Raw genomic sequence first — 17,938 nt, 5'->3', positions numbered from 1 at the left:
CCTTCGCTGCGCTCAGGATGACAGATAAGTGGCTAAACCAGAATTCCTAAACAGCTTCGTTGTTGAGATGGGGCGTATCGTTCAACCACGAGATGCAAAATATTGCGTCTCTATGCCGTACAATTGGCAGGGTGTAGAGACGCGACACTTCGCGTCTCCTCGTTGAACGGCTCGTCCAAGCCGCTATAAATAACATCAGCAACGAGGAGACGCGAAGTGTCGCGTCTCTACATCACGCGGACAGCTGCCTGAACACTTAATCATCTAAAGAGAAGCCGTAGCTTTGCGCGCCCGATGCTTGCTCCTAACTTTTATAGCGGGGGGCACGCCGTCTTCACTTCGCTCTGCTTACCCACGTCATGCACCAATACCAAACCCTGCTCCAGCACATCCTCGATAACGGCACCCAGAAAACCGACCGTACCGGCACCGGGACGCTGTCGGTGTTTGGGTATCAGATGCGCTTCAATCTGCAGGAGGGGTTTCCGCTGGTGACCACTAAGAAGGTGCACCTGAAAAGCATCATCCACGAGCTGCTGTGGTTTCTGCGCGGCGACACCAGCAACCAGTCGCTGGAAGACGTGGGGGTGACCATCTGGCGGGAGTGGGCCGACGAGCACGGCGACCTGGGCCCCATCTACGGCAAGCAGTGGCGCAGCTGGGCCACGTCCGACGGCCAGAGCATCGACCAGATTGCCCAGATGGTGCACCTGCTCCGCACCCAGCCCGATTCGCGCCGCATGGTGGTATCGGCCTGGAACGTGGCCGATTTACCGCTGATGCGCCTGACGCCCTGCCACGCCCTGTTCCAGTTCTACGTGGCCGACAGCCGCCTGAGCTGCCAGCTCTACCAGCGCTCCGCCGACGTGTTCCTGGGCGTGCCCTTCAACATTGCCAGCTACGCCCTGCTCACGCTCATGATGGCCAAGGTCACCGGCCTGGAACCCGGCGAGTTCATCTGGACCGGCGGCGACACCCACCTCTACAGCAACCACCTGGAGCAGGCCCGCCTGCAGCTCACCCGGGAGCCTCGCCCGCTGCCCACCATGCGCCTGAACCCGGCCGTGCAGGACATCTTCGCCTTCCAGTACGACGACTTTACCCTGGAAAACTACGACCCCTGGCCCGCCATCAAAGCCCCGGTAGCTGTATAAGGGACGTGTCTGGGCGAAATGCAACTGCTGTGAGGGTGCATGTATCAGATGAAAAGTTCCCAGGGTAGAAAAAAATTTCAATTCAAATTGAGAATTGAAATCTGAAAATAGGATGATTGCCGTAGATAACGGTGTCTGCAATGCTACTGTTATGACTACTACATCATGTGCGAGTTTCGGTCTTTCTCGTCAGCACCGCGCCTGGATTGCCCTTTATGCTCTTCAGATTGCACCTGTGTACCGCAATCAGGTATTAGTGCAAAACAATGTAACCGAAACAGATTTAGCAGAATTCCTGGATAGCTGGCTGCACCTAAAAGAACGGTATCAACTACGGCAGGTAAAGTGATTTTACCGTTTCGGGAAACGGTAGAGTGCAGGCTGATTTGTAAAATCCAATAACAAAGGCGGTTGCGTAGCTGAGGTATGGTGTTACTCTCTACGCTATACTTGTATGACTGCCGTTGTTACTGCTGGTGGGGCTGCTGGTCTGAGCCGTCGGCACCGCGCCTGGATTGCCCTGTACTCACTGGATGCCGGTCGGCAGGACCGTGCTGAAATACTGCGTCAGAACAGCGTAACCGAGGCGGACCTCGCCGAATTTTTTGAGAGCTGGTTTCAGATGCGAAGCCGCACAACCAGCATGGCCGCCTGATCAGCCGGTTTACGCGCGCAACGTAGCGGCTGCAAAAAATTGCTGCAACACCGAGTGCTCACTCGGAAAGCGTTGGCTGCCGATCTGCTTCACCAGCCGAACGCCGGCCACATTGGCCGTGTAAATGGCATCGGCCGCTAATAGGTCGGCGGAGGTGAAAAGACCCTCCTGCCAATTGATACCAATAGTTTCTGCAATACGCCGCAGGTGCCCTACCTGCACCCCTTGCACGCGGCCCGTGGCTTCAGCGGCACTATATAGCGTAGTGCCCCGTAGCCAGAAAATAGCCGCCGTCACCGTTTCGGCCACGTAGCCGTCGACTGACAGCAGAATCATCTCCTCCAGCCCGCGCTGCTCCCGCTCCCGGGCGGCCAGCACGTAGGTTAGGGCATTGGGACCTTTGCAGAAGGATACTGGCGAGCGGTATGTGCGTACCGTTTCGGCAAAGCCGCAGGTAGTGATGGGGAAGTTGTTGGGCTGGAAGGGTTGCGTAGTCATGAGCCACTGGACCTCCTCGGTGGCAGGGGCGTAGAGGCCGGCCCCTGCCCGCCAAAGCTGCAGCCGGATACGTTGCAGCGGCTCCGCAGCAGTACAGGTCAGTTGGCGCACGGTGGCGGTAAGTGCAGCCGGGGTAGAAAGGGCAGACGGTAGCTGCAGGCCCAACGCCACCGCTGCCCGCTGCATTCGGGCCATGTGGTGGGGCAGATAGCGCAATCCGGTTGACTCCCACACCAGCGTTTCGAAAAATCCGTCGTTGAAGTACAGGCCCCGGTTGGGCAGGGGTAGCCGTACCTCGTCGGCTGGCAGTAGCTCACTGTTATAAAGCACCATCATGCCCGCAAAGAAAGCAGCCGGAGCCATATCCCCCTTTTCTACAACCAGTGCCGATGAGCCATGTAGCGAGAAGAAAGGACCTTGCGGTAGGGAGGTGAATATTTTTCGATAAAAAACGTTGCTGTAGTTTTAGCGCTAAGCCGCTGAAAACTTGTCGAAACGCTCTAAAAAGCGGCAAAAGGGTCTGACGTTCCCCGTGGAACATTTTGGTGTTCCACGCTTTTTTGGCTATTGATTCAGATGTCGGATACAGTGGCTAACTGAACGTCATTCCGAGCGAAGTCGAGGAATCCCGCGTGCTGACGTTTGAATAGCGTTGCAACCTTGGCACGCAAGATGCTTCGTCGCTGGTTTAATGTACCCGATGCTCTGCCTAACGTTCTACTGCTTCTACAGCAGCCCGAATTCTACAGCAGCCCGAACCGTTTACCCGGCAAGGCCTTAATCACCGCTCGGAATTCCAGCCCCAGCAGGAGAGAAGCCACCGTATGCACCGGCAACTGGGCTTTCCAGGCCAGGTTATCGAGGTGCTCTTCCCGGTTGGGAGCCGTGAGCAGCACCGTAATCAGCTGAAAATCCTCGGCGGTAAAGTCGTCGGCATCGTAGGTACTGGGGGCGGTAGGTTTGCCTTGCAGGTGCAGAGCCAAATCCCAGTTCAGGGCCTGCTCAATGTCGGCGGGCTCAGCGTACAACGCGGCACGGCTGGTTTTGATGAAGTCGTGGCAGCCTTCCGATGCAACGGAGCCCAAGGGGCCGGGCACGGCCAGCACCTCCCGGTTGTAGTCCAGAGCCAAATCGGCCGTTATCAGGGCCCCGCCTTTACGAGCCGCTTCCACCACCACGGTGCCGTCGGAAAGGCCGGCAATAATGCGGTTACGGGCCGGAAAGTTGTATTTGTCGGGTGGGGTGCCGAAGGGAAACTCCGTGAGCAGGCCGCCCTGGCTGAGCATTTTCTCGGCAGTTTTGCGGTGGGCGTGGGGGTAGATAACATCGAGGCCGGTAGCCATGACGCCCACGGTTTCCAGGCTTTCCTGTAAGGCGGCGCGGTGGGCGGCAATATCGATGCCGTAGGCCAGGCCGCTGACAATGAGGGGGCGGTGGCTGGCAATGCCTTTGATGAGCCGTTCGGTTTGCTCCCGGCCGTAGTCGGTAGCCTGGCGGGTGCCTACCAGGGCCAGTGTTTTGGGGTGGTTGAGGTCTGCGGTGCCCTGATAGTAGAGTAGGGCGGGCGCATCGGGAATCTGCTTGAGCCGGGCCGGAAACTGCTTGCTGGTGTAGAACAGCAGCTGCACGCCTTCCTTCTCCGCCTTGCGCACCGAGTCCTCGGCCTGCTTCAGCGCGGCGGTGCGCTCCGGGCCCGTGAGTATCTTCGACGTGGCCGGCCCCACGCCCGGAATCTTGAGCAGCTTGCCCGGCGGCAGGTGCAGCACATTCCGGGCCGAGCCCCCGTAGCTCATCAACTGCCGCGTCAGTTGCGGCCCCACGCCGGGAAACAGCGTCAGGGCGACTTCGTGGAGGAGGGTATCGTTCAAATCAGTGGGCATAACAATAGAAGTAGAATTTGTCTATAAATCATCAAACCAATACCAAGTGGGATTCTGCTGCATCTTTTGCACAAATTCATCACCTGGTAGCAGGGTTCCACAATCATTGTCGATTAAGTATTCTGATGAATTGGCAATAAGCGTTAATACTTCTTTTACAAATTCGATACCTCTGTAATTTAGGCTATACACATGCGGCTCAGTTGAATAATAATGACGGATGAACTCCAGTTCCATTTCATCCCAGCCTACATCTTCTATAGAACCATCATATCTAAAGTAGATACGGGTCCTACTGCCACGCTCAGTGACAAAATCTCCAGATTCTATTTGGATGGTGACATCAGTATCAGATAGTTTTTGCTGGATTAAGAGCTGAAAATGAGCTAATAAATCACCACGCTCTGAAACTAGCATTACTGATTCCATTATCCCTGCTGCTGCGCCTTGCCAATAGCATCCAGCTCCTTTTTCATGGTCACCATGAATTTGCGGATGCGTTCCAGGCTCTGGATGACGTCGATTTTTTCCTTGAGCTGGGGGCCTTTCTGCTTGAGCATGTCGCGGGCCCCGGGGATGGTGTAGCCGCGCTCCTTTACTAAGTGGTAGATGGTGCGGAACACGTCGATATCCTGCGGCGTGTAGAGGCGGTTGCCTTTTTTGCTCTTGCGGGGGCGCAGCTCTTCAAACTCCGTTTCCCAGAAGCGGATGAGCGAAGGCGCCACGTTGAACTGGGCCGCTACCTCACCAATGGTGAAGTACTGCTTCTCGATTTCACGGTCTTTGTAGGGCATGCTTTAGAACTCAGAACTGAGAGTTTAGAACAGAGAGGGGGGAACAGACAGTGAAAAAGAAGCGCTGAAAAACCAGTCTAAGCTCTTCGTTCTAATTTCTCACTTCTATAAAGTCGGCTACCTTTGCCGTCAGTGCCTTTCCCGGAGGAAAGGCGAAAAATAGCCAAAATCCCGGCGGCCGCCAATTTCCGGTGCCCGCCGCCACGCAATCCGACATGTCACTGCCCACCGCCTCGCACGTCCGCCAGCAATTCCTGGACTTCTTCGCTTCCAAAGGCCACCACATCGTGCCCTCGGCCCCCATTGTGGTGAAGGACGACCCCACGCTGCTGTTCATCAACTCGGGCATGGCCCCGTTCAAGGATTATTTCCTGGGCAACAAGCCCGCGCCCTTCAAGCGCATTGCCGACACCCAGAAGTGCCTGCGCGTGAGCGGTAAGCACAACGACCTGGAAGAGGTAGGCTACGACACCTACCACCACACCATGTTTGAGATGCTGGGCAACTGGTCGTTTGGCGACTACTTCAAGAAGGACGCCATTGCCTGGGCCTGGGAGCTGCTCACCGAGGTGTACAAGCTGAAAAAGGACCGCCTGTACGTGACCTACTTCGAGGGCGACCAGAACGACGGCACCGCCGCCGACACCGAGACCCAGGACCTGTGGCGCCAGTACACCACCGACGACCGGATTCTGCCCGGCAATAAGAAGGATAACTTCTGGGAGATGGGCGATACGGGTCCGTGTGGTCCGTGCACCGAAATCCACATCGACCTGCGCTCCGAAGAGGAGCGGGCCCAGAAGCCCGGCCGCGAGCTGGTAAACGCCGACCACCCGCAGGTGGTGGAAATCTGGAACAACGTGTTCATGGAGTTCCAGCGCCTGGCCGATAAGAGCCTGATTAAGCTGCCCGAGCAGAGCGTGGACACCGGCATGGGCTTCGAGCGTTTGATGATGGCCGTGTCGGGCGTGAAGTCAAACTACGACACCGACGTATTTCAGCCGCTGATTCAGTTCATTGCCAAGGAGGTAGGCAAGGAGTACCACGGCACAGCCCCGGCCACCGTGAACGACCAGCCGGCCACCGAAAACGAGAAAACGGACATTGCCATCCGGGTAATTGCCGACCACATCCGCACCATCGCCTTCACCATTGCCGACGGGCAGCTGCCCTCCAACGTGAAGGCCGGCTACGTGATTCGGCGCATTCTGCGCCGGGCCGTGCGCTACGCCTTCTCGTCGCTGGGCCAGAAGCAGCCCTTCCTGTACAAGCTGGTTCCCGTGCTGGCCGACCAGATGGCCGGCATCTTCCCCGAGCTGAAAGCCCAGACGGCCTTCGTGCAGCGCGTGATTGAGGAGGAGGAAATTGCCTTCCTAAAAACCCTGGAAACCGGCCTGCGCCGCCTCGACGCCCTGGAGGAAGCCACCCGTCAGAACGGCGGCGTGATTGACGGCAAAACCGCCTTTGAATTGAGCGACACCTTCGGCTTCCCGCTCGACCTCACCGCCCTCATTGCCCGCGAAAAGGGTCTGACGGTGGATGAAGAAGGCTTCAAGAAGGAGCTGGAGCAGCAGAAAAACCGCAGCCGCAACGCCCAGGAAACCGAGCAGAGCGACTGGGTAACGGTAACGGAGCACGATGCGCCTAACGTATTCGTGGGCTATGACCACGACGAGGCCACGGCCCGCCTGCTGCGCTACCGCAAAATCGACAAGAAGGGCAAAACCGAGTACCAGCTGGTGCTCGACCAGACGCCGTTCTACGCCGAATCGGGCGGGCAGATTGGCGACACGGGCTACCTGGAGTCGCCGCTGAGCAAGGTGCGCGTAATTGACACCAAAAAGGAAAACGACCTCATCATCCACACCACCCTGGATTTGCCCCAGGACCTGGAGGCCGAGTTCCTGGCCCGGCCCGACGCGGCCCGGCGCGCCCTCATCCGCAACAACCACACCGCTACCCACTTGCTGCAGGCCGCCCTGCGCCAGGTGCTGGGCAGCCACGTACAGCAGAAAGGCTCGTTAGTAAACGACAAGCTGCTGCGCTTCGACTTCTCGCACTTCACCAAAGTAACCGACGAGCAGCTGCGCGAGATTGAGCAGCTCGTGAACCAGCGCATCCGCCAGCAGATTCCGCTGGATGAGCGCCGCAATGTGCCTATCAACGAAGCCAAAACGCTGGGCGCCATGGCCCTGTTCGGCGAGAAATACGGCGACTTTGTGCGCGTTATCACCTTCGACAAAGACTACTCAGTGGAGCTGTGCGGCGGCCTGCACGTGCAGAACACCGGCAGCATTGGCTACTTCAAAATCACCTCAGAAAGCGCCGTAGGCGCGGGTGTGCGCCGCATTGAGGCCGTAACCGCCGAAGCCGCCGAAGCCTACGTGGACCAGCAGCTGGATCTGCTCACGCAAGTGCGCGAGGCCCTGGGCAACCCCCAGCACCTGCTGACCAGCCTGGAGAAGCAAACCGAGGAAATTGCCGGCCTGCGCAAGCAGATCGAGCAGTTTGCCCAACAGAGCATCAACCAGCAGAAAGACCAGCTGGCCGGCCAAGTGAAGCCGCTCAACGGCGTGAACTTCCTGGCCGCCCAGGTGCAGGCTACCTCGGCCGACTCGCTCAAAACCCTGGCTTTCAACCTGCGCCAGGCGGTGCCCAACCTGGTGGCCGTACTCGGGGCCGAAATTGACGGCAAGCCCCAACTGGCCGTGATGCTTGACGACGAGCTGGCCAAGGGTGGTAAGCTCAACGCCAGCACGCTGGTGCGCGAGCTGGCCAAGGAAATTCAGGGCGGCGGCGGCGGACAACCGTTCTTCGCCACGGCCGGCGGTAAAAACGCGGCTGGTTTGGGTGCCGCCATCGGCAAGGCTGAAGAGTTGGTGAGTAAGTCGCTATAGAGTGGCGCTGATAATTGAGTAAGAGCTTAACTAGGCTCGATTCATATGGAATAGCTAAGAACCCGGCTGCATCTGATGCGGCCGGGTTCTTTGTTGTTGCTTAATCGGGCTTAACATATACAGCACGTCATTCCTCGGCTGCGCTTGGAGTGACACGTAGGACGCTCGGTATGCATAGGTGCCCGTACTTTAAGAGCTTAATGAGTTAGAACGCACACTGCCCTCGACGCTACGCTGCCGCTTTCTTCACCTTGATGTAATCATTCACTACCTGCTCCAGGATTTCCAGGGGTAGGCCACCGTTCTTCAACACGGCATCGTGGAAGTCGCGCAGGTCGAATTTGGGGCCGAGCTGCTGCTTGGCCCGCTCGCGCAATTCCAGGATTTTCAGCATCCCCACTTTGTAGGCACAGGCTTGGCCAGGCATAACGATGTACCGCTCTATTTCGGCCGTAACGTCGGAAAGAGCCATGCCGGTGGTGCGGCGCATGTAGCTAATGGCCTGCTCGCGGGTCCAGCGCTGGTCGTGGATGCCGGTATCCACCACTAAGCGGACGGCCCGGAACAGCTCGGCCCGGAGCCGGCCCAGATTATCGTAGGGGTCTTTTTCAAATCCCAACTCTGAGGCCAGCCGCTCGGCGTACAACGCCCAGCCCTCCCCGTAGGTCGGGAAGGGTATCACGGTGCGGAAAGTAGGCAGCCCCTGTAACTCCTGCGCAATACCAATCTGGAAATGGTGGCCCGGAATTCCCTCATGATAGGCCAACGTGCGCATGCCGAATTTAGGCGTAGCCTTCACATCATACAGGTTGGCGTAGAACACGCCCGGCCGCGACCCATCGAGGGCGGCGGGCTCGTAGTATGCACCCGGCGCGGTTTTCTGCTTGAACTCGGGCACCCGGCGCACTTCCAACGCAGCGTTGGGCCGGATGCGGAACGCGCTGCTTAAGCCCTTGTCTACTTCGGCGAGAATGCGCCGGTAATCGGCCAGAATCTGGCTGCGGCCGCTGTCGGTATCGGGGTACGAAAACCGGGGCTCCTCGCCGAGGCGCACCATCGTGGGGCCTACGCTGTCGGCACCGGCCACTTTTTCAGCTTGCAGAATGGTGCGCATCTCGGCTGTGATGCGCGCAACTTCGCTCAGGCCCAGGGCGTGAATCTGAGCGGCGCTGAGGTTGGTGGTGGTGTATTGCCGGAGGCAGTAGGCATAATAGGCCTTGCCGTCGGGAAACTTCCACACGCCCGCATCGGTGGTGGAGCGGGGCCGCAGGGCGGTGAAATAGGCTATCAGCTCCTGATAGGCCGGGTACACATTACCGATTATCTGGCGTTTGGTTTCGGCCAGGATTTCGGCCTGCTCAGTGGCGTTCAGGGCTTTCACCTTGTGCAGCTTCTCCACCAGGGAAGTGTACAAAATGCTTTGCTCGGGCACCTGGGCCACCAGCCCCGACATTTCGGCCAGCACCTTATCAATCACGAACGTAGGTGGTACCACGCCGTGCTGCTCCCGAACTTTCAGCCCTTCCAGCACCTGCGCAAACTTCACGCGCACGGCTGCCAGCCGCTCGTTGTAGTAGTCGGCGTCGCGGCGGCTGTGTACCTGGTGCACGTCGGCCATGAAGCTGGGGAAGTCGTTCTGCACCCCAAACATCTGGTTGACCGGGTAATTGTCGTAGCGGAATGCCGTGCCGGCCACCTCGTTAGTGAGGTACCAATCCAGCACCTGGTAGTTGAGCCGGTCCTGCCCACGCAGGCCGGTGGTGTCGTATCTATGCAACGTGGCCAGCGTTTCGCGCAGCTTGGCTATCTGTCGGGTAGCCTCAGCTTCGGAGGCGTCGTTAAGCTTGCGGTTGTGGCGCTGGATACCTATGCCTTCCACCAACCGCAGCCGGGAAAGCAATTCCGGCGAATCGAAGGCGAATTCGGCAAACACCCGCTCGTAAAAGGCCCGGATGAAAAACGGTTTAAACCAGATGGTATTGACGACCAGCACGGCCAGCAGCAGTAGAATGATAGCCAGCGTGCGGAGAAAAACTTTTTTCATACCTGTGTGCAACAGCGGATTATCTGAGAACAGATGCTAGATACAAGTTATATTCTGTAACTGCCATATAGTATCCGCTACCTCTAGCCCGGCCGTTGTCGTTGGTAGGCGAGCAGCTAGCGGCCACGTAGGCCATGCGCAAGCCTTTTTCACCGGGCCAGCTTGAAGCAGAGTCGGCGCCGGTTTACTACACGGTTCCGCTTACGTTCCAGATTAAATAGTGCGTACTTTGCACCGGAAATCAGCGCCCTTAGTGAAATCAGCGCGAATCTGTGATTCAATGGACGACAGCATCAAATCCAAATACCAGCCCGTTATCGGACTGGAAGTACACGCCCAGCTGCTCACCCGCAGCAAAATGTACTCCTCCGATGAAAACGAGTACGGCGCTTTGCCTAACAACAACCTCTCGGTGATTACCCTGGGTCACCCTGGCACGCTCCCGCGCGTGAACTACTCGGCCGTGGAGTACGCCATGAAGATGGGCCTAGCCACCAACTGCCACATCCGCCGCGACAACCTGTTTGCGCGCAAAAACTATTTCTACCCCGACCTTCCCAAGGGCTACCAGATTACCCAGGACAAAACGCCCATCTGCTACGACGGGCACGTGGATATCCGGCTGGCTGATGGGGAAACCCGCAAAATCGGTATCACCCGCATCCACATGGAGGAGGACGCGGGCAAATCCATGCACCTGGCCGGCGAAACCGAAACCCTGGTGGATTTGAACCGGGCCGGGGTGCCGCTCATCGAAATCGTGTCGGAGCCGGACATTCGCAACTCCGACGAAGCCTACGCTTACCTGGCCGAAATCAAGAAGCTGGTGGAGTATCTGGGCATCTGCGACGGCAACATGGAGGAAGGCTCCCTGCGCTGCGACGCCAACATTTCGGTGATGCTGAAAGGCGCCGAGAAGTTCGGGACCAAGGTGGAGGTGAAGAACATGAACTCCTTCCGCAACGTGCAGCGTGCCATTGAGCACGAAATTGAGCGGCAGATTGCCATTCTGGAAGCCGGGGGCGAAATCGACTCCGAAACCCGGGGCTTCGATGCCACCACGGGTACCACCAGCGGGCAGCGCAGCAAGGAAACCCTGAACGACTACCGCTACTTTCCGGAGCCCGACCTGCCCCCCGTAGTAATTGACGATGAGTGGCTGCACCGCGTGCAGGCCGAATTGCCCGCGTTGCCCCAGCAGCTCTACGCCCGCTTCACCGGCGAGCTGGGCCTTTCGGATTACGACGCTAACGTGCTGACGGCCGACAAAGACGTGGCCCTATTCTTCGACGAGCTGACCCGCCTGACGCCCAACGCCAAAGCCGCCGCCAACTGGGTAACCGGCCCCGTAAAAGCCTACCTCAACGAGCGGGCTCTTACGCTGGAGCAGTTCCCGCTTACCACTCAGCACCTGGCCGACATCATTGGTCTCATCGATGAGAACAAGGTGGGCCACTCGGTGGCCAGCAAACAGCTGTTCCCGTACCTGCTCGACAACCCCGCCCAGACGGCCGCCGCTGCCGCCGAGGCCCAGGGTTTGTTGCAGCAGTCGGATGCCGGGGCGCTGGAAGCTATGATTCAGCAGGTGCTGGACGCCAACCCGGCCAAGGTGGCTGAGTACCGCGCCGGCAAAAAGAGCCTGACCGGCATGTTCATGGGCGAGCTGATGAAGCTCACCGGCGGCAAAGCCGACCCCAAGCTAGCCAATCAGCTGCTGCGTCAGAAACTGGACGCGTAGTCGGTCGTATCCTCATTTTTCAAGAAACCCTCTTGCCTTACGGTTAGAGGGTTTTTCTTTATCCTTGACTTTGTTGTTCCAGCAGTCATTCCAACCTGTCGTATCAGAATGCTTTCCACCCACCGCTATGCTTCTTGGCTGGTTACCACGTTTATCTGGGCCGGTTGTCAGCGCCCGGCGGCACCTTCCGATGCCGCCCAGCCAGTGCCAGCAGCCACCGAATCCCGTGCTGCGCTGGCCCCGGAAATCGACCTGCCCGCTGCCGATGGCTCCCGGTTTCGGCTCAGCAGCCTGCGGGGCAAATATGTGTTGATTGATTTCTGGGCCTCGTGGTGTGGTCCCTGCCGGGCGGAAAGTCCCAACCTGCGTAAAATCTACGGGCAGTTTCACTCGCGGGGGCTGGAAATGGTAAGCGTTTCGTTGGATGATAACCGGGCGCGCTGGCATCAGGCCATTGCCGCCGACGAGCTGACCTGGTACCACGTTTCAGACCTGCGGGGGTGGCAGAGTGCGGCAGCCCGGGCCTACGGGGTGCATGCCATTCCGTACTCCGTGCTGCTCGACCCCGAGGGCCGCGTACTGGCCACCAATCTGCGCGGCCGGGCCCTGGGCCAGAAGATTTCGGGCTACATTCCGCTGGATTAAATCCGGTGAGTTGAGGGCCGGTATGAAATGTATAGGTTCCCTGGACTATATGCGCCGGATTCTGCAGCTTTACGCCTGTATTCTTCATTCCCTATCGTTTTTTCATGCTGACTAGTGTATTGCCCTGGCTGCTGAGCCTGGCCGCCGCTTCATCCGATTATGTAGTGCAGGGCCAGCTGACCGGCGTCGCGCCGGGTACCAAAATCTACCTCACACAGTATAAGGACCGGTGGCTCACGCTGGACTCGGCTACGGTGGATGCAGCCGGCCACTGCGAACTGCGGGGCCAGCTGCCGGCCCCCATCCTGGCTTCTCTGAAAATTCAGGGGCAGAAAGTGCTGTACCAAATGCCCCTGCATCCCGGCGACAACCTCACGTTCACGCTGGCGCCGGAGCCGAAAAAGGAGTTTCTACGGTTTACGGCTCAGGGTTCGGTGGGAGTAGAGCAGTGGCAGCAGTTTCAGCGGAATATTTATCCACAGATGTTCGGGACGGCCCAGCTGCCGGCCAAAAACCGGGGGCTACGGGAACTACGCGCGTTGGTGCGCCACACCTCCGACGACTTTCTGGCTGCCTACCTCACCAAAAACTACCTGAGCCGCCAGGCCAGCCAGCAGCCTTTCGTGGATTCCATGACCACGGTACTGGCCCGGCGGCAGCCGAACATGGCCGAAACGCAGACCCTTGCCGCCCGTACGGCCACGGCTAGCCTGTCGGAAAAAGGCGGAGACGTGGCCCCGGACTTCACGCTGCCCACGGTGGCCGGGCAGCCATTCACGCTTAGCAGCCTGCGGGGCAAATATGTGCTGGTGGATTTCTGGGCGAGCTGGTGCGGACCCTGCCGGGCCGAAAACCCGCGCCTGCGCCGCCTCTACCAGCAGTACCAGGGCAAGGGGCTGGAAATTGTGAGCGTATCGGTGGATGCGGACGGGGCCAAATGGCGCAAAGCCGTGAGCCAGGATCAACTGCCCTGGACGCAGGTATCGGACCTGAAAGGATGGGATTCACCGGTGGCTCAGCTCTATGGGGTGTTGGCCGTACCCACCAGCATCCTGATCAGCCCCACGGGGCAGGTGTTGGCCCACAACCTGCGGGGCGAGGACCTGGAGAAGCGTCTGGCCAAGCTGTTGCCCTAAGCTCAGCCGCCGTACCGGCCAGTGCCCGCCGGGAACCCACTCCGGGCCGGAATGGTTGAGGCAGGCGACGCAATTCCGGGCAAAATCGGCAACTTGCGCCCGATTTCCCCGTCCTTTGCAACTACTGCCGACCCTCGGTCGGTTTTGCTTTCTGAATGATGCACAAAATGAAGAGCCTGCTCTACCTGGGTGCCCTGCTGGGCATGGCCAATGCCTGCAACAAGAACACTACCCCCACAACCGGCGGTACCGACGGTGCCGGCTACCAGTTGAGCGGCCAGTTGCAGAATGCCCCGGCCGGCACCAAAGTGTATCTGGCGGAGCTGGGCGAAACGCAGTTCGTATCCCGGGATACGGCTACTACGGACGAGAAGGGCCAGTTTAAATTCACCGGCTCCCTGCCCGAAGCCGGCCTGTATCAGGTGAAAACCTCGGACCAGAACCAGGCCCTGGTGGTGCTCAGCAACGGCAGCCGCGTGGAGCTGTCCGGCGACGCTAACCAACTGCCCACTACCTACACGGTGAAAGGTTCCCCCGACTCGGAGCTGCTCAAAACCATTACCCGGACGCTGGAAAGCAGCCAGCGGCAGATGCAGCAGGTGATGCCCCGCCTGGAGCAGCGCTACACCCAGGCGGCCCAGGCTGGCCGTCAGGATTCCATGCAGGCCATTCAGCGCCAGGCGGAGGCCCTGCAGAGCCAGGGTCAGCGCGAGGTAGCCCGGCTGGTACGCCAGAATCCTAACTCGGTGGTATCGGCCTTCGTGCTGAGCAGCGTGCTGAACCCCGATGACAACTTCACCCTGGCCGACTCGGTGGCAACCCAGCTGAAGGCCAGTCAGCCCAACTCCCGCTACACCAAGAGCCTGGTGGCTCGCCTGGAGCCGCTGCGCGCCACGGCCATCGGTACTACCGCCCCGGAAATCAGCCTAGCCGCCCCCGATGGCAAAAATCTTCCCCTGACCAGCCTGCGCGGCAAGTACGTGCTCATCGACTTCTGGGCCAGCTGGTGCGGCCCCTGCCGCCGCGAAAACCCCAACGTGGTGAAGGCCTATAACAAGTACAAGGGCAAAGGCTTTGAAATCTACGGTGTGAGCTTCGACCAGGACCGCGCCAAGTGGCTGAAAGCCATTGAGGCCGATGGTCTCATCTGGAAGCACGTTTCTGACCTGAAAGGCTGGGAATCCGCCGCCGGCCAGACCTACGGTATTAAGTCCATTCCCGCTTCCATTCTGCTCGACCCCCAGGGCCGCATCATCGGCAAAAACCTGCGCGGCGAGGCCCTGGAAGCCAAGCTGGCCTCAGTGCTGAAGTAGCGTTGTCAGTTGTATAAAATCAAACAGCCGGCCCTTTGAAGGGCCGGCTGTTTGATTTTAGTGGAAAGCATGATTTTATTCCAGTACCACCCGTCGGGTAGTAGTGCCCTGCGCGCTTGACAGGCGCAGCAGGTATAGGCCCCGGGGTAAGTCGGCGACCGGGAAGGTGCGGTGCTGCGCGGGTAGGGGTACCGCTTTGACTACCCTGCCTGTGCCGTCCAGTAGCGTAGCCTGCAGCAACTCATTGTCGGCGCCAGTGCCGCGGATAACCAGCTGCTCCCGGGCGGGATTTGGGTAGACCTCAAGGCCCGATAAACGGCCACTGGCCGTAGCGGTGACGGTGGTCAGGCTGGTATTCAGGTAGGTGCGCACGGTGTTGTCGCCGGCGCAGGCCACCACTAGGTCCTGGATACCGTCCCCATTTACATCCCCCAGGTCGAGCGTGACGGGGTCGGGGCCGGTGGACAGCACCAGCGGAGTACCATAGCGGGCTACTCCCGGCTGGGTGGTATGCTGGAAGATCTGCAGCTTGTTATCGGCCGTGAGGACCAGCAGTTCAGGGAGATAGTCGTTGTTGAGGTCCTGCAGCAGCAGCCGGCGCGGGGAGCCGGACAGGGAATAAGCTGTTTCCGAGCCGAATCGACCATAACCCACGTTCAGGAAGACGGTCACCTCGTTGCTGCCGGAGTTAGCCACGGCCACGTCGGGGCGGGAGTCCCGGTTCACGTCGGCAGCGGCTACTTGGGTGGGGCGGGTTCCCAAACTGGAGAAATTGTAGTAGTCGCCGTTCCAGGTGGGATAGGTAATGTCACCCGTCGCGTAGGCCATCCAGAAGCGGTTATTGGCCGGGTCGGCCGTTACCACATCCGTTAAGCCATCTTGGTCAAAGTCGGCGGTACTGATACCAGAGGGGGTAAAGTAACGGGTAGTGAACCCATACCGACGACTGAGCGTGTTGGGCCCTTTGTAAGCTTGATATTCAACCCGGAAATCCGGAATGGTGCAGGGGCTGCCATCGTAGGTATAGGCCAGGTCCGGGTAGCTGTCCGAGTCGATGTAGCGGGCCAGCAATTGAGGGGCATTGCTCAGGCAGCCGCCGCTGCCGAAGGCGGGCGGCGCGATAATGGGCGGGGAGAAAGTGGCCTGGCCGTTCAGGTCGTTGCGTAGCAGCGTCCAGCGGTTGCTAGGGCCGCTGAGGCCGACCAGGTCGGCGAAGGGCCGGTTGGGGTCATTATCTAGGCGCACGGCCACCAACCCGGTGGGAGCCGTGCCCAGCGGATAGGTGCGCAGCACCGCGGGAAACGTGCCGGTGGCCGACTGCAGATAAATAGCCGCCACGCCCGGCCCTTTCTCGCACACGGCCACATCGGGCCGCCGGTCTTGGTTGAAGTCCGCCACAGCCACGGCGCTGGGATTCGCGCCAGCAGGTAAGGTGACGGTGGCCCCAGTCTGGATGGTAACAGGTAATGGGCCTTGCTGTGCTGCAGCCGCAATGGGCATACAGTAGAGCAAACATTGAGTAACAAGTTTATTCATAAAGGAAGAAATTGGATGCTAGTCAGAGCCAGACACAATGGCGCTGGAATACAATAGGTAGTGTAAAAGGAAAAGAGCGGAAGGGTACTTTTAACTCAGAAACATCCGCTGAACGGCTTGCCAGAGCTGTTTTTTGCGGCCGGCATCGTACTCCAGCATGTCAATTTCGCCGGCTCCGAGGAAGGCCGTATCGCCGTAGAGGAGTACGGGCTCATAGGGTTGGGTGGTGTACACAGCCACATCGAGCAGGTTCTTGCCGAAAGCCAGGAATTGCCTGGCCGTCAGCTCACGGCGCAGGCTGCACAGGGCCACCGGGTATTTTTCGTGTTCCACATTCACCAGCACCACGTCCTCCATCACCAGGCGCAGGGCCTTGAGCAGGTTATTGAGGAACACGTTGCGGGGCAGCTTGCGGAACTGCTCCGCTGGCATGCGTACCAGAATAACCAACCCATGCGGGTTGCTGCCCAGGGTACTGAACGGAATGTGGGCCACCGGCGACTCGGTGGGCGTAGGCTGCACCCGGCCGGCCGGAGCCTGTGCCGCCGCTGGCAGGCTGGCCAGTGGTAGGGTACCCAGTGGCTGCGCCGGTTGTGGCGGAGTCGGCTGAGCCACCGGAACAGCGGCCGGTGCTGGAGCAACTGCGGGGGGCATAGCCACTATGGGTGGTACGGGCGGCTGAACGGGCACAGGCGCGGACTGCGGCTTTGGGGCTGCGGCAATGGGTGCCGGTGCTGGAGTGGGTTGCGGCTTCTGCGGTGTTGGTACCGGAGTCACCGCAGAAGCTGCAGCCGCTGCGGGCTCCGGCGGGCCGGGAGCCGGCAACGGGGCAGAGGCGGCCGGTTCGGCAACTACGTAGAGGGCCGCGCCGGTGTAGAAGTTCTGAAAAAAAGCAAGGTTGGCAGCAGTATCCATAGAAGCCGGAAGCAGCAAATGGCGAAAAGAGCGGAGGAAACTACGGGTGAACGGCTGGCGGTAGCACTTCTTGACCGACTGGCAAAAGCCAGAATCGTTATTGTTCCAGCTCCCCGAACAGCGCCTTGAGCTCAGTCGCCTCGTGCGGAGCCATACGGCCGCCCAGTACCAGCCGCAACTGGCGGCGGCGCAGGGCACCATCGTACAGGGCTACCTCCTCGGGCGTTTCGGGCGTGGCCTCCGGCACATCAATCGGCCGGCCCGACTGGTCCACGGCCACAAAGGTGAGGAAGGCCTCGTTGCTCTTGATTTTAGTGCCGCTGGGAATGTCTTCGGCCCATACGTTGATGTGCACTTCCATGCTGGAGCTGAAGGAGCGCGTCACCTGGGATTCCAGCGTTACCACGCTGCCCAGCTTGATGCCTTCCCGAAACGACACGTTATCCACAGAAGCCGTTACCACAATACGGTTGGAGTGGCGCTGGGCCGAAATAGCCGCGCATACGTCCATCAGGTGCATCATGCGGCCCCCCATCAGATTGTTGAGCGTGTTGGTATCGTTGGGCAGAACCAGCTCCGTCATTCGCACGAAGGAGTCTTTTACGGACTTTTGTTTACGCAGCATGGGCTGTGGTCAGGGTCAGAAATTACAGAGTGCAAAGGTAGCCCACGCCGCTGATTTACGGGCTACCGGCGCAAAAAAGCCCTGCTTCCAGGGTAGAAAGCAGGGCTT

The 17,938-nt window shown here is 59.4% G+C and carries 15 protein-coding genes; 7 read left to right on the top strand and 8 right to left on the bottom strand.

The window, feature by feature from the left end; translation table 11 throughout:
- The first annotated feature begins 359 nt into the window (after positions 1-359).
- Positions 360-1,154 (top strand): thymidylate synthase, encoded by a 795-nt coding sequence (locus EI291_RS04740; RefSeq protein WP_125418546.1) that lies wholly within the window; start codon positions 360-362, stop codon positions 1,152-1,154.
- Between the two features lie 454 nt (positions 1,155-1,608).
- Positions 1,609-1,809, top strand: a complete 201-nt coding sequence (locus tag EI291_RS04735) for a hypothetical protein (RefSeq protein WP_125418544.1) — start codon at positions 1,609-1,611, stop codon at positions 1,807-1,809.
- A 9-nt stretch (positions 1,810-1,818) separates the two neighbouring features.
- On the opposite strand, the gene EI291_RS04730 is transcribed toward EI291_RS04735, so the two are convergent.
- The 4 genes from EI291_RS04730 to EI291_RS04715 form a co-directional block, all read right to left on the bottom strand.
- Positions 1,819-2,643: an aminotransferase class IV gene (locus EI291_RS04730; RefSeq protein WP_170172508.1), complete on the bottom strand. Its 825-nt coding sequence runs from the start codon at positions 2,641-2,643 to the stop codon at positions 1,819-1,821.
- Positions 2,644-3,050: 407 nt separating this feature from the next.
- Positions 3,051-4,187 carry a DNA-processing protein DprA gene (dprA, locus tag EI291_RS04725; RefSeq protein WP_125418540.1) on the bottom strand — a complete coding sequence of 379 codons (1,137 nt, stop codon included), beginning with the start codon at positions 4,185-4,187 and terminating at the stop codon, positions 3,051-3,053.
- A 21-nt stretch (positions 4,188-4,208) separates the two neighbouring features.
- Positions 4,209-4,616, bottom strand: a complete 408-nt coding sequence (locus EI291_RS04720; protein ID WP_125418538.1) for a hypothetical protein — start codon at positions 4,614-4,616, stop codon at positions 4,209-4,211.
- Positions 4,616-4,981: a MerR family transcriptional regulator gene (locus EI291_RS04715; protein WP_125418536.1), complete on the bottom strand. Its 366-nt coding sequence runs from the start codon at positions 4,979-4,981 to the stop codon at positions 4,616-4,618. Before EI291_RS04715 ends, EI291_RS04720 begins: the two co-directional genes overlap by 1 nt.
- 215 nt (positions 4,982-5,196) lie before the next feature.
- Between EI291_RS04715 and alaS the strand changes: the two genes are divergently transcribed.
- Entirely contained in the window at positions 5,197-7,878 is a 2,682-nt protein-coding gene (alaS, locus tag EI291_RS04710; RefSeq protein WP_125418534.1) for an alanine--tRNA ligase, read from the top strand.
- 229 nt (positions 7,879-8,107) lie between these two features.
- Here the strand turns inward: alaS and EI291_RS04705 are convergent, their stop codons facing one another.
- A complete protein-coding gene (locus EI291_RS04705; RefSeq protein WP_205701564.1) occupies positions 8,108-9,922 on the bottom strand; it encodes a DUF885 domain-containing protein in 1,815 nt (604 codons plus the stop codon).
- A 280-nt stretch (positions 9,923-10,202) separates the two neighbouring features.
- Between EI291_RS04705 and gatB the strand changes: the two genes are divergently transcribed.
- The 4 genes from gatB to EI291_RS04685 all read left to right on the top strand — a co-directional run bounded on the left by gatB (position 10,203) and on the right by EI291_RS04685 (position 14,754).
- On the top strand, positions 10,203-11,660 hold the full coding sequence (gene gatB, locus EI291_RS04700) for an Asp-tRNA(Asn)/Glu-tRNA(Gln) amidotransferase subunit GatB (RefSeq protein WP_125418530.1): 1,458 nt from the start codon (positions 10,203-10,205) through the stop codon (positions 11,658-11,660).
- A gap of 108 nt (positions 11,661-11,768) precedes the next feature.
- Positions 11,769-12,305 carry a peroxiredoxin family protein gene (locus tag EI291_RS04695; protein WP_125418528.1) on the top strand — a complete coding sequence of 179 codons (537 nt, stop codon included), beginning with the start codon at positions 11,769-11,771 and terminating at the stop codon, positions 12,303-12,305.
- A gap of 104 nt (positions 12,306-12,409) precedes the next feature.
- Positions 12,410-13,441: a TlpA disulfide reductase family protein gene (locus tag EI291_RS04690; protein ID WP_125418526.1), complete on the top strand. Its 1,032-nt coding sequence runs from the start codon at positions 12,410-12,412 to the stop codon at positions 13,439-13,441.
- A gap of 167 nt (positions 13,442-13,608) precedes the next feature.
- Positions 13,609-14,754 carry a TlpA disulfide reductase family protein gene (locus EI291_RS04685; RefSeq protein ID WP_170172507.1) on the top strand — a complete coding sequence of 382 codons (1,146 nt, stop codon included), beginning with the start codon at positions 13,609-13,611 and terminating at the stop codon, positions 14,752-14,754.
- Between the two features lie 75 nt (positions 14,755-14,829).
- Here the strand turns inward: EI291_RS04685 and EI291_RS04680 are convergent, their stop codons facing one another.
- The 3 genes from EI291_RS04680 to EI291_RS04670 form a co-directional block, all read right to left on the bottom strand.
- Complete coding sequence (locus EI291_RS04680; protein ID WP_170172506.1) at positions 14,830-16,254, bottom strand: T9SS type A sorting domain-containing protein; 1,425 nt, start codon at positions 16,252-16,254, stop codon at positions 14,830-14,832.
- Positions 16,255-16,380: 126 nt separating this feature from the next.
- Positions 16,381-16,944 (bottom strand): hypothetical protein, encoded by a 564-nt coding sequence (locus EI291_RS04675; protein ID WP_125418520.1) that lies wholly within the window; start codon positions 16,942-16,944, stop codon positions 16,381-16,383.
- 358 nt (positions 16,945-17,302) lie between these two features.
- Entirely contained in the window at positions 17,303-17,830 is a 528-nt protein-coding gene (locus EI291_RS04670) for an acyl-CoA thioesterase (RefSeq protein WP_125418518.1), read from the bottom strand.
- Between the last annotated feature and the right edge of the window lie 108 nt (positions 17,831-17,938).

The sequence above is a fragment of the Hymenobacter rigui genome, assembly GCF_003944715.1.
In the GTDB taxonomy this organism is placed as follows: Bacteria; Bacteroidota; Bacteroidia; order Cytophagales; family Hymenobacteraceae; genus Hymenobacter; species Hymenobacter rigui.
Note: the sequence above shows the minus strand (reverse complement) of the source record. Positions and strands in the feature narration are given on the sequence as shown.

What these genes read in the sequence shown, in the direction of transcription:
- EI291_RS04690 (WP_125418526.1), top strand. Translation starts at nt 12,410, where the DNA reads ATGCTGACTAGTGTATTGCCCTGGCTGCTGAGCCTGGCCGCCGCTTCA.
- EI291_RS04685 (WP_170172507.1), top strand. Translation starts at nt 13,609, where the DNA reads ATGAAGAGCCTGCTCTACCTGGGTGCCCTGCTGGGCATGGCCAATGCC.
- EI291_RS04680 (WP_170172506.1), bottom strand. Translation starts at nt 16,254, where the DNA reads ATGCCCATTGCGGCTGCAGCACAGCAAGGCCCATTACCTGTTACCATC.
- gatB (WP_125418530.1), top strand. Translation starts at nt 10,203, where the DNA reads ATGGACGACAGCATCAAATCCAAATACCAGCCCGTTATCGGACTGGAA.
- EI291_RS04705 (WP_205701564.1), bottom strand. Translation starts at nt 9,922, where the DNA reads ATGAAAAAAGTTTTTCTCCGCACGCTGGCTATCATTCTACTGCTGCTG.
- EI291_RS04675 (WP_125418520.1), bottom strand. Translation starts at nt 16,944, where the DNA reads ATGCCCCCCGCAGTTGCTCCAGCACCGGCCGCTGTTCCGGTGGCTCAG.
- EI291_RS04730 (WP_170172508.1), bottom strand. Translation starts at nt 2,643, where the DNA reads ATGATGGTGCTTTATAACAGTGAGCTACTGCCAGCCGACGAGGTACGG.
- EI291_RS04695 (WP_125418528.1), top strand. Translation starts at nt 11,769, where the DNA reads ATGCTTTCCACCCACCGCTATGCTTCTTGGCTGGTTACCACGTTTATC.
- EI291_RS04740 (WP_125418546.1), top strand. Translation starts at nt 360, where the DNA reads ATGCACCAATACCAAACCCTGCTCCAGCACATCCTCGATAACGGCACC.
- EI291_RS04670 (WP_125418518.1), bottom strand. Translation starts at nt 17,830, where the DNA reads ATGCTGCGTAAACAAAAGTCCGTAAAAGACTCCTTCGTGCGAATGACG.
- alaS (WP_125418534.1), top strand. Translation starts at nt 5,197, where the DNA reads ATGTCACTGCCCACCGCCTCGCACGTCCGCCAGCAATTCCTGGACTTC.
- EI291_RS04715 (WP_125418536.1), bottom strand. Translation starts at nt 4,981, where the DNA reads ATGCCCTACAAAGACCGTGAAATCGAGAAGCAGTACTTCACCATTGGT.
- EI291_RS04735 (WP_125418544.1), top strand. Translation starts at nt 1,609, where the DNA reads ATGACTGCCGTTGTTACTGCTGGTGGGGCTGCTGGTCTGAGCCGTCGG.
- dprA (WP_125418540.1), bottom strand. Translation starts at nt 4,187, where the DNA reads ATGCCCACTGATTTGAACGATACCCTCCTCCACGAAGTCGCCCTGACG.
- EI291_RS04720 (WP_125418538.1), bottom strand. Translation starts at nt 4,616, where the DNA reads ATGGAATCAGTAATGCTAGTTTCAGAGCGTGGTGATTTATTAGCTCAT.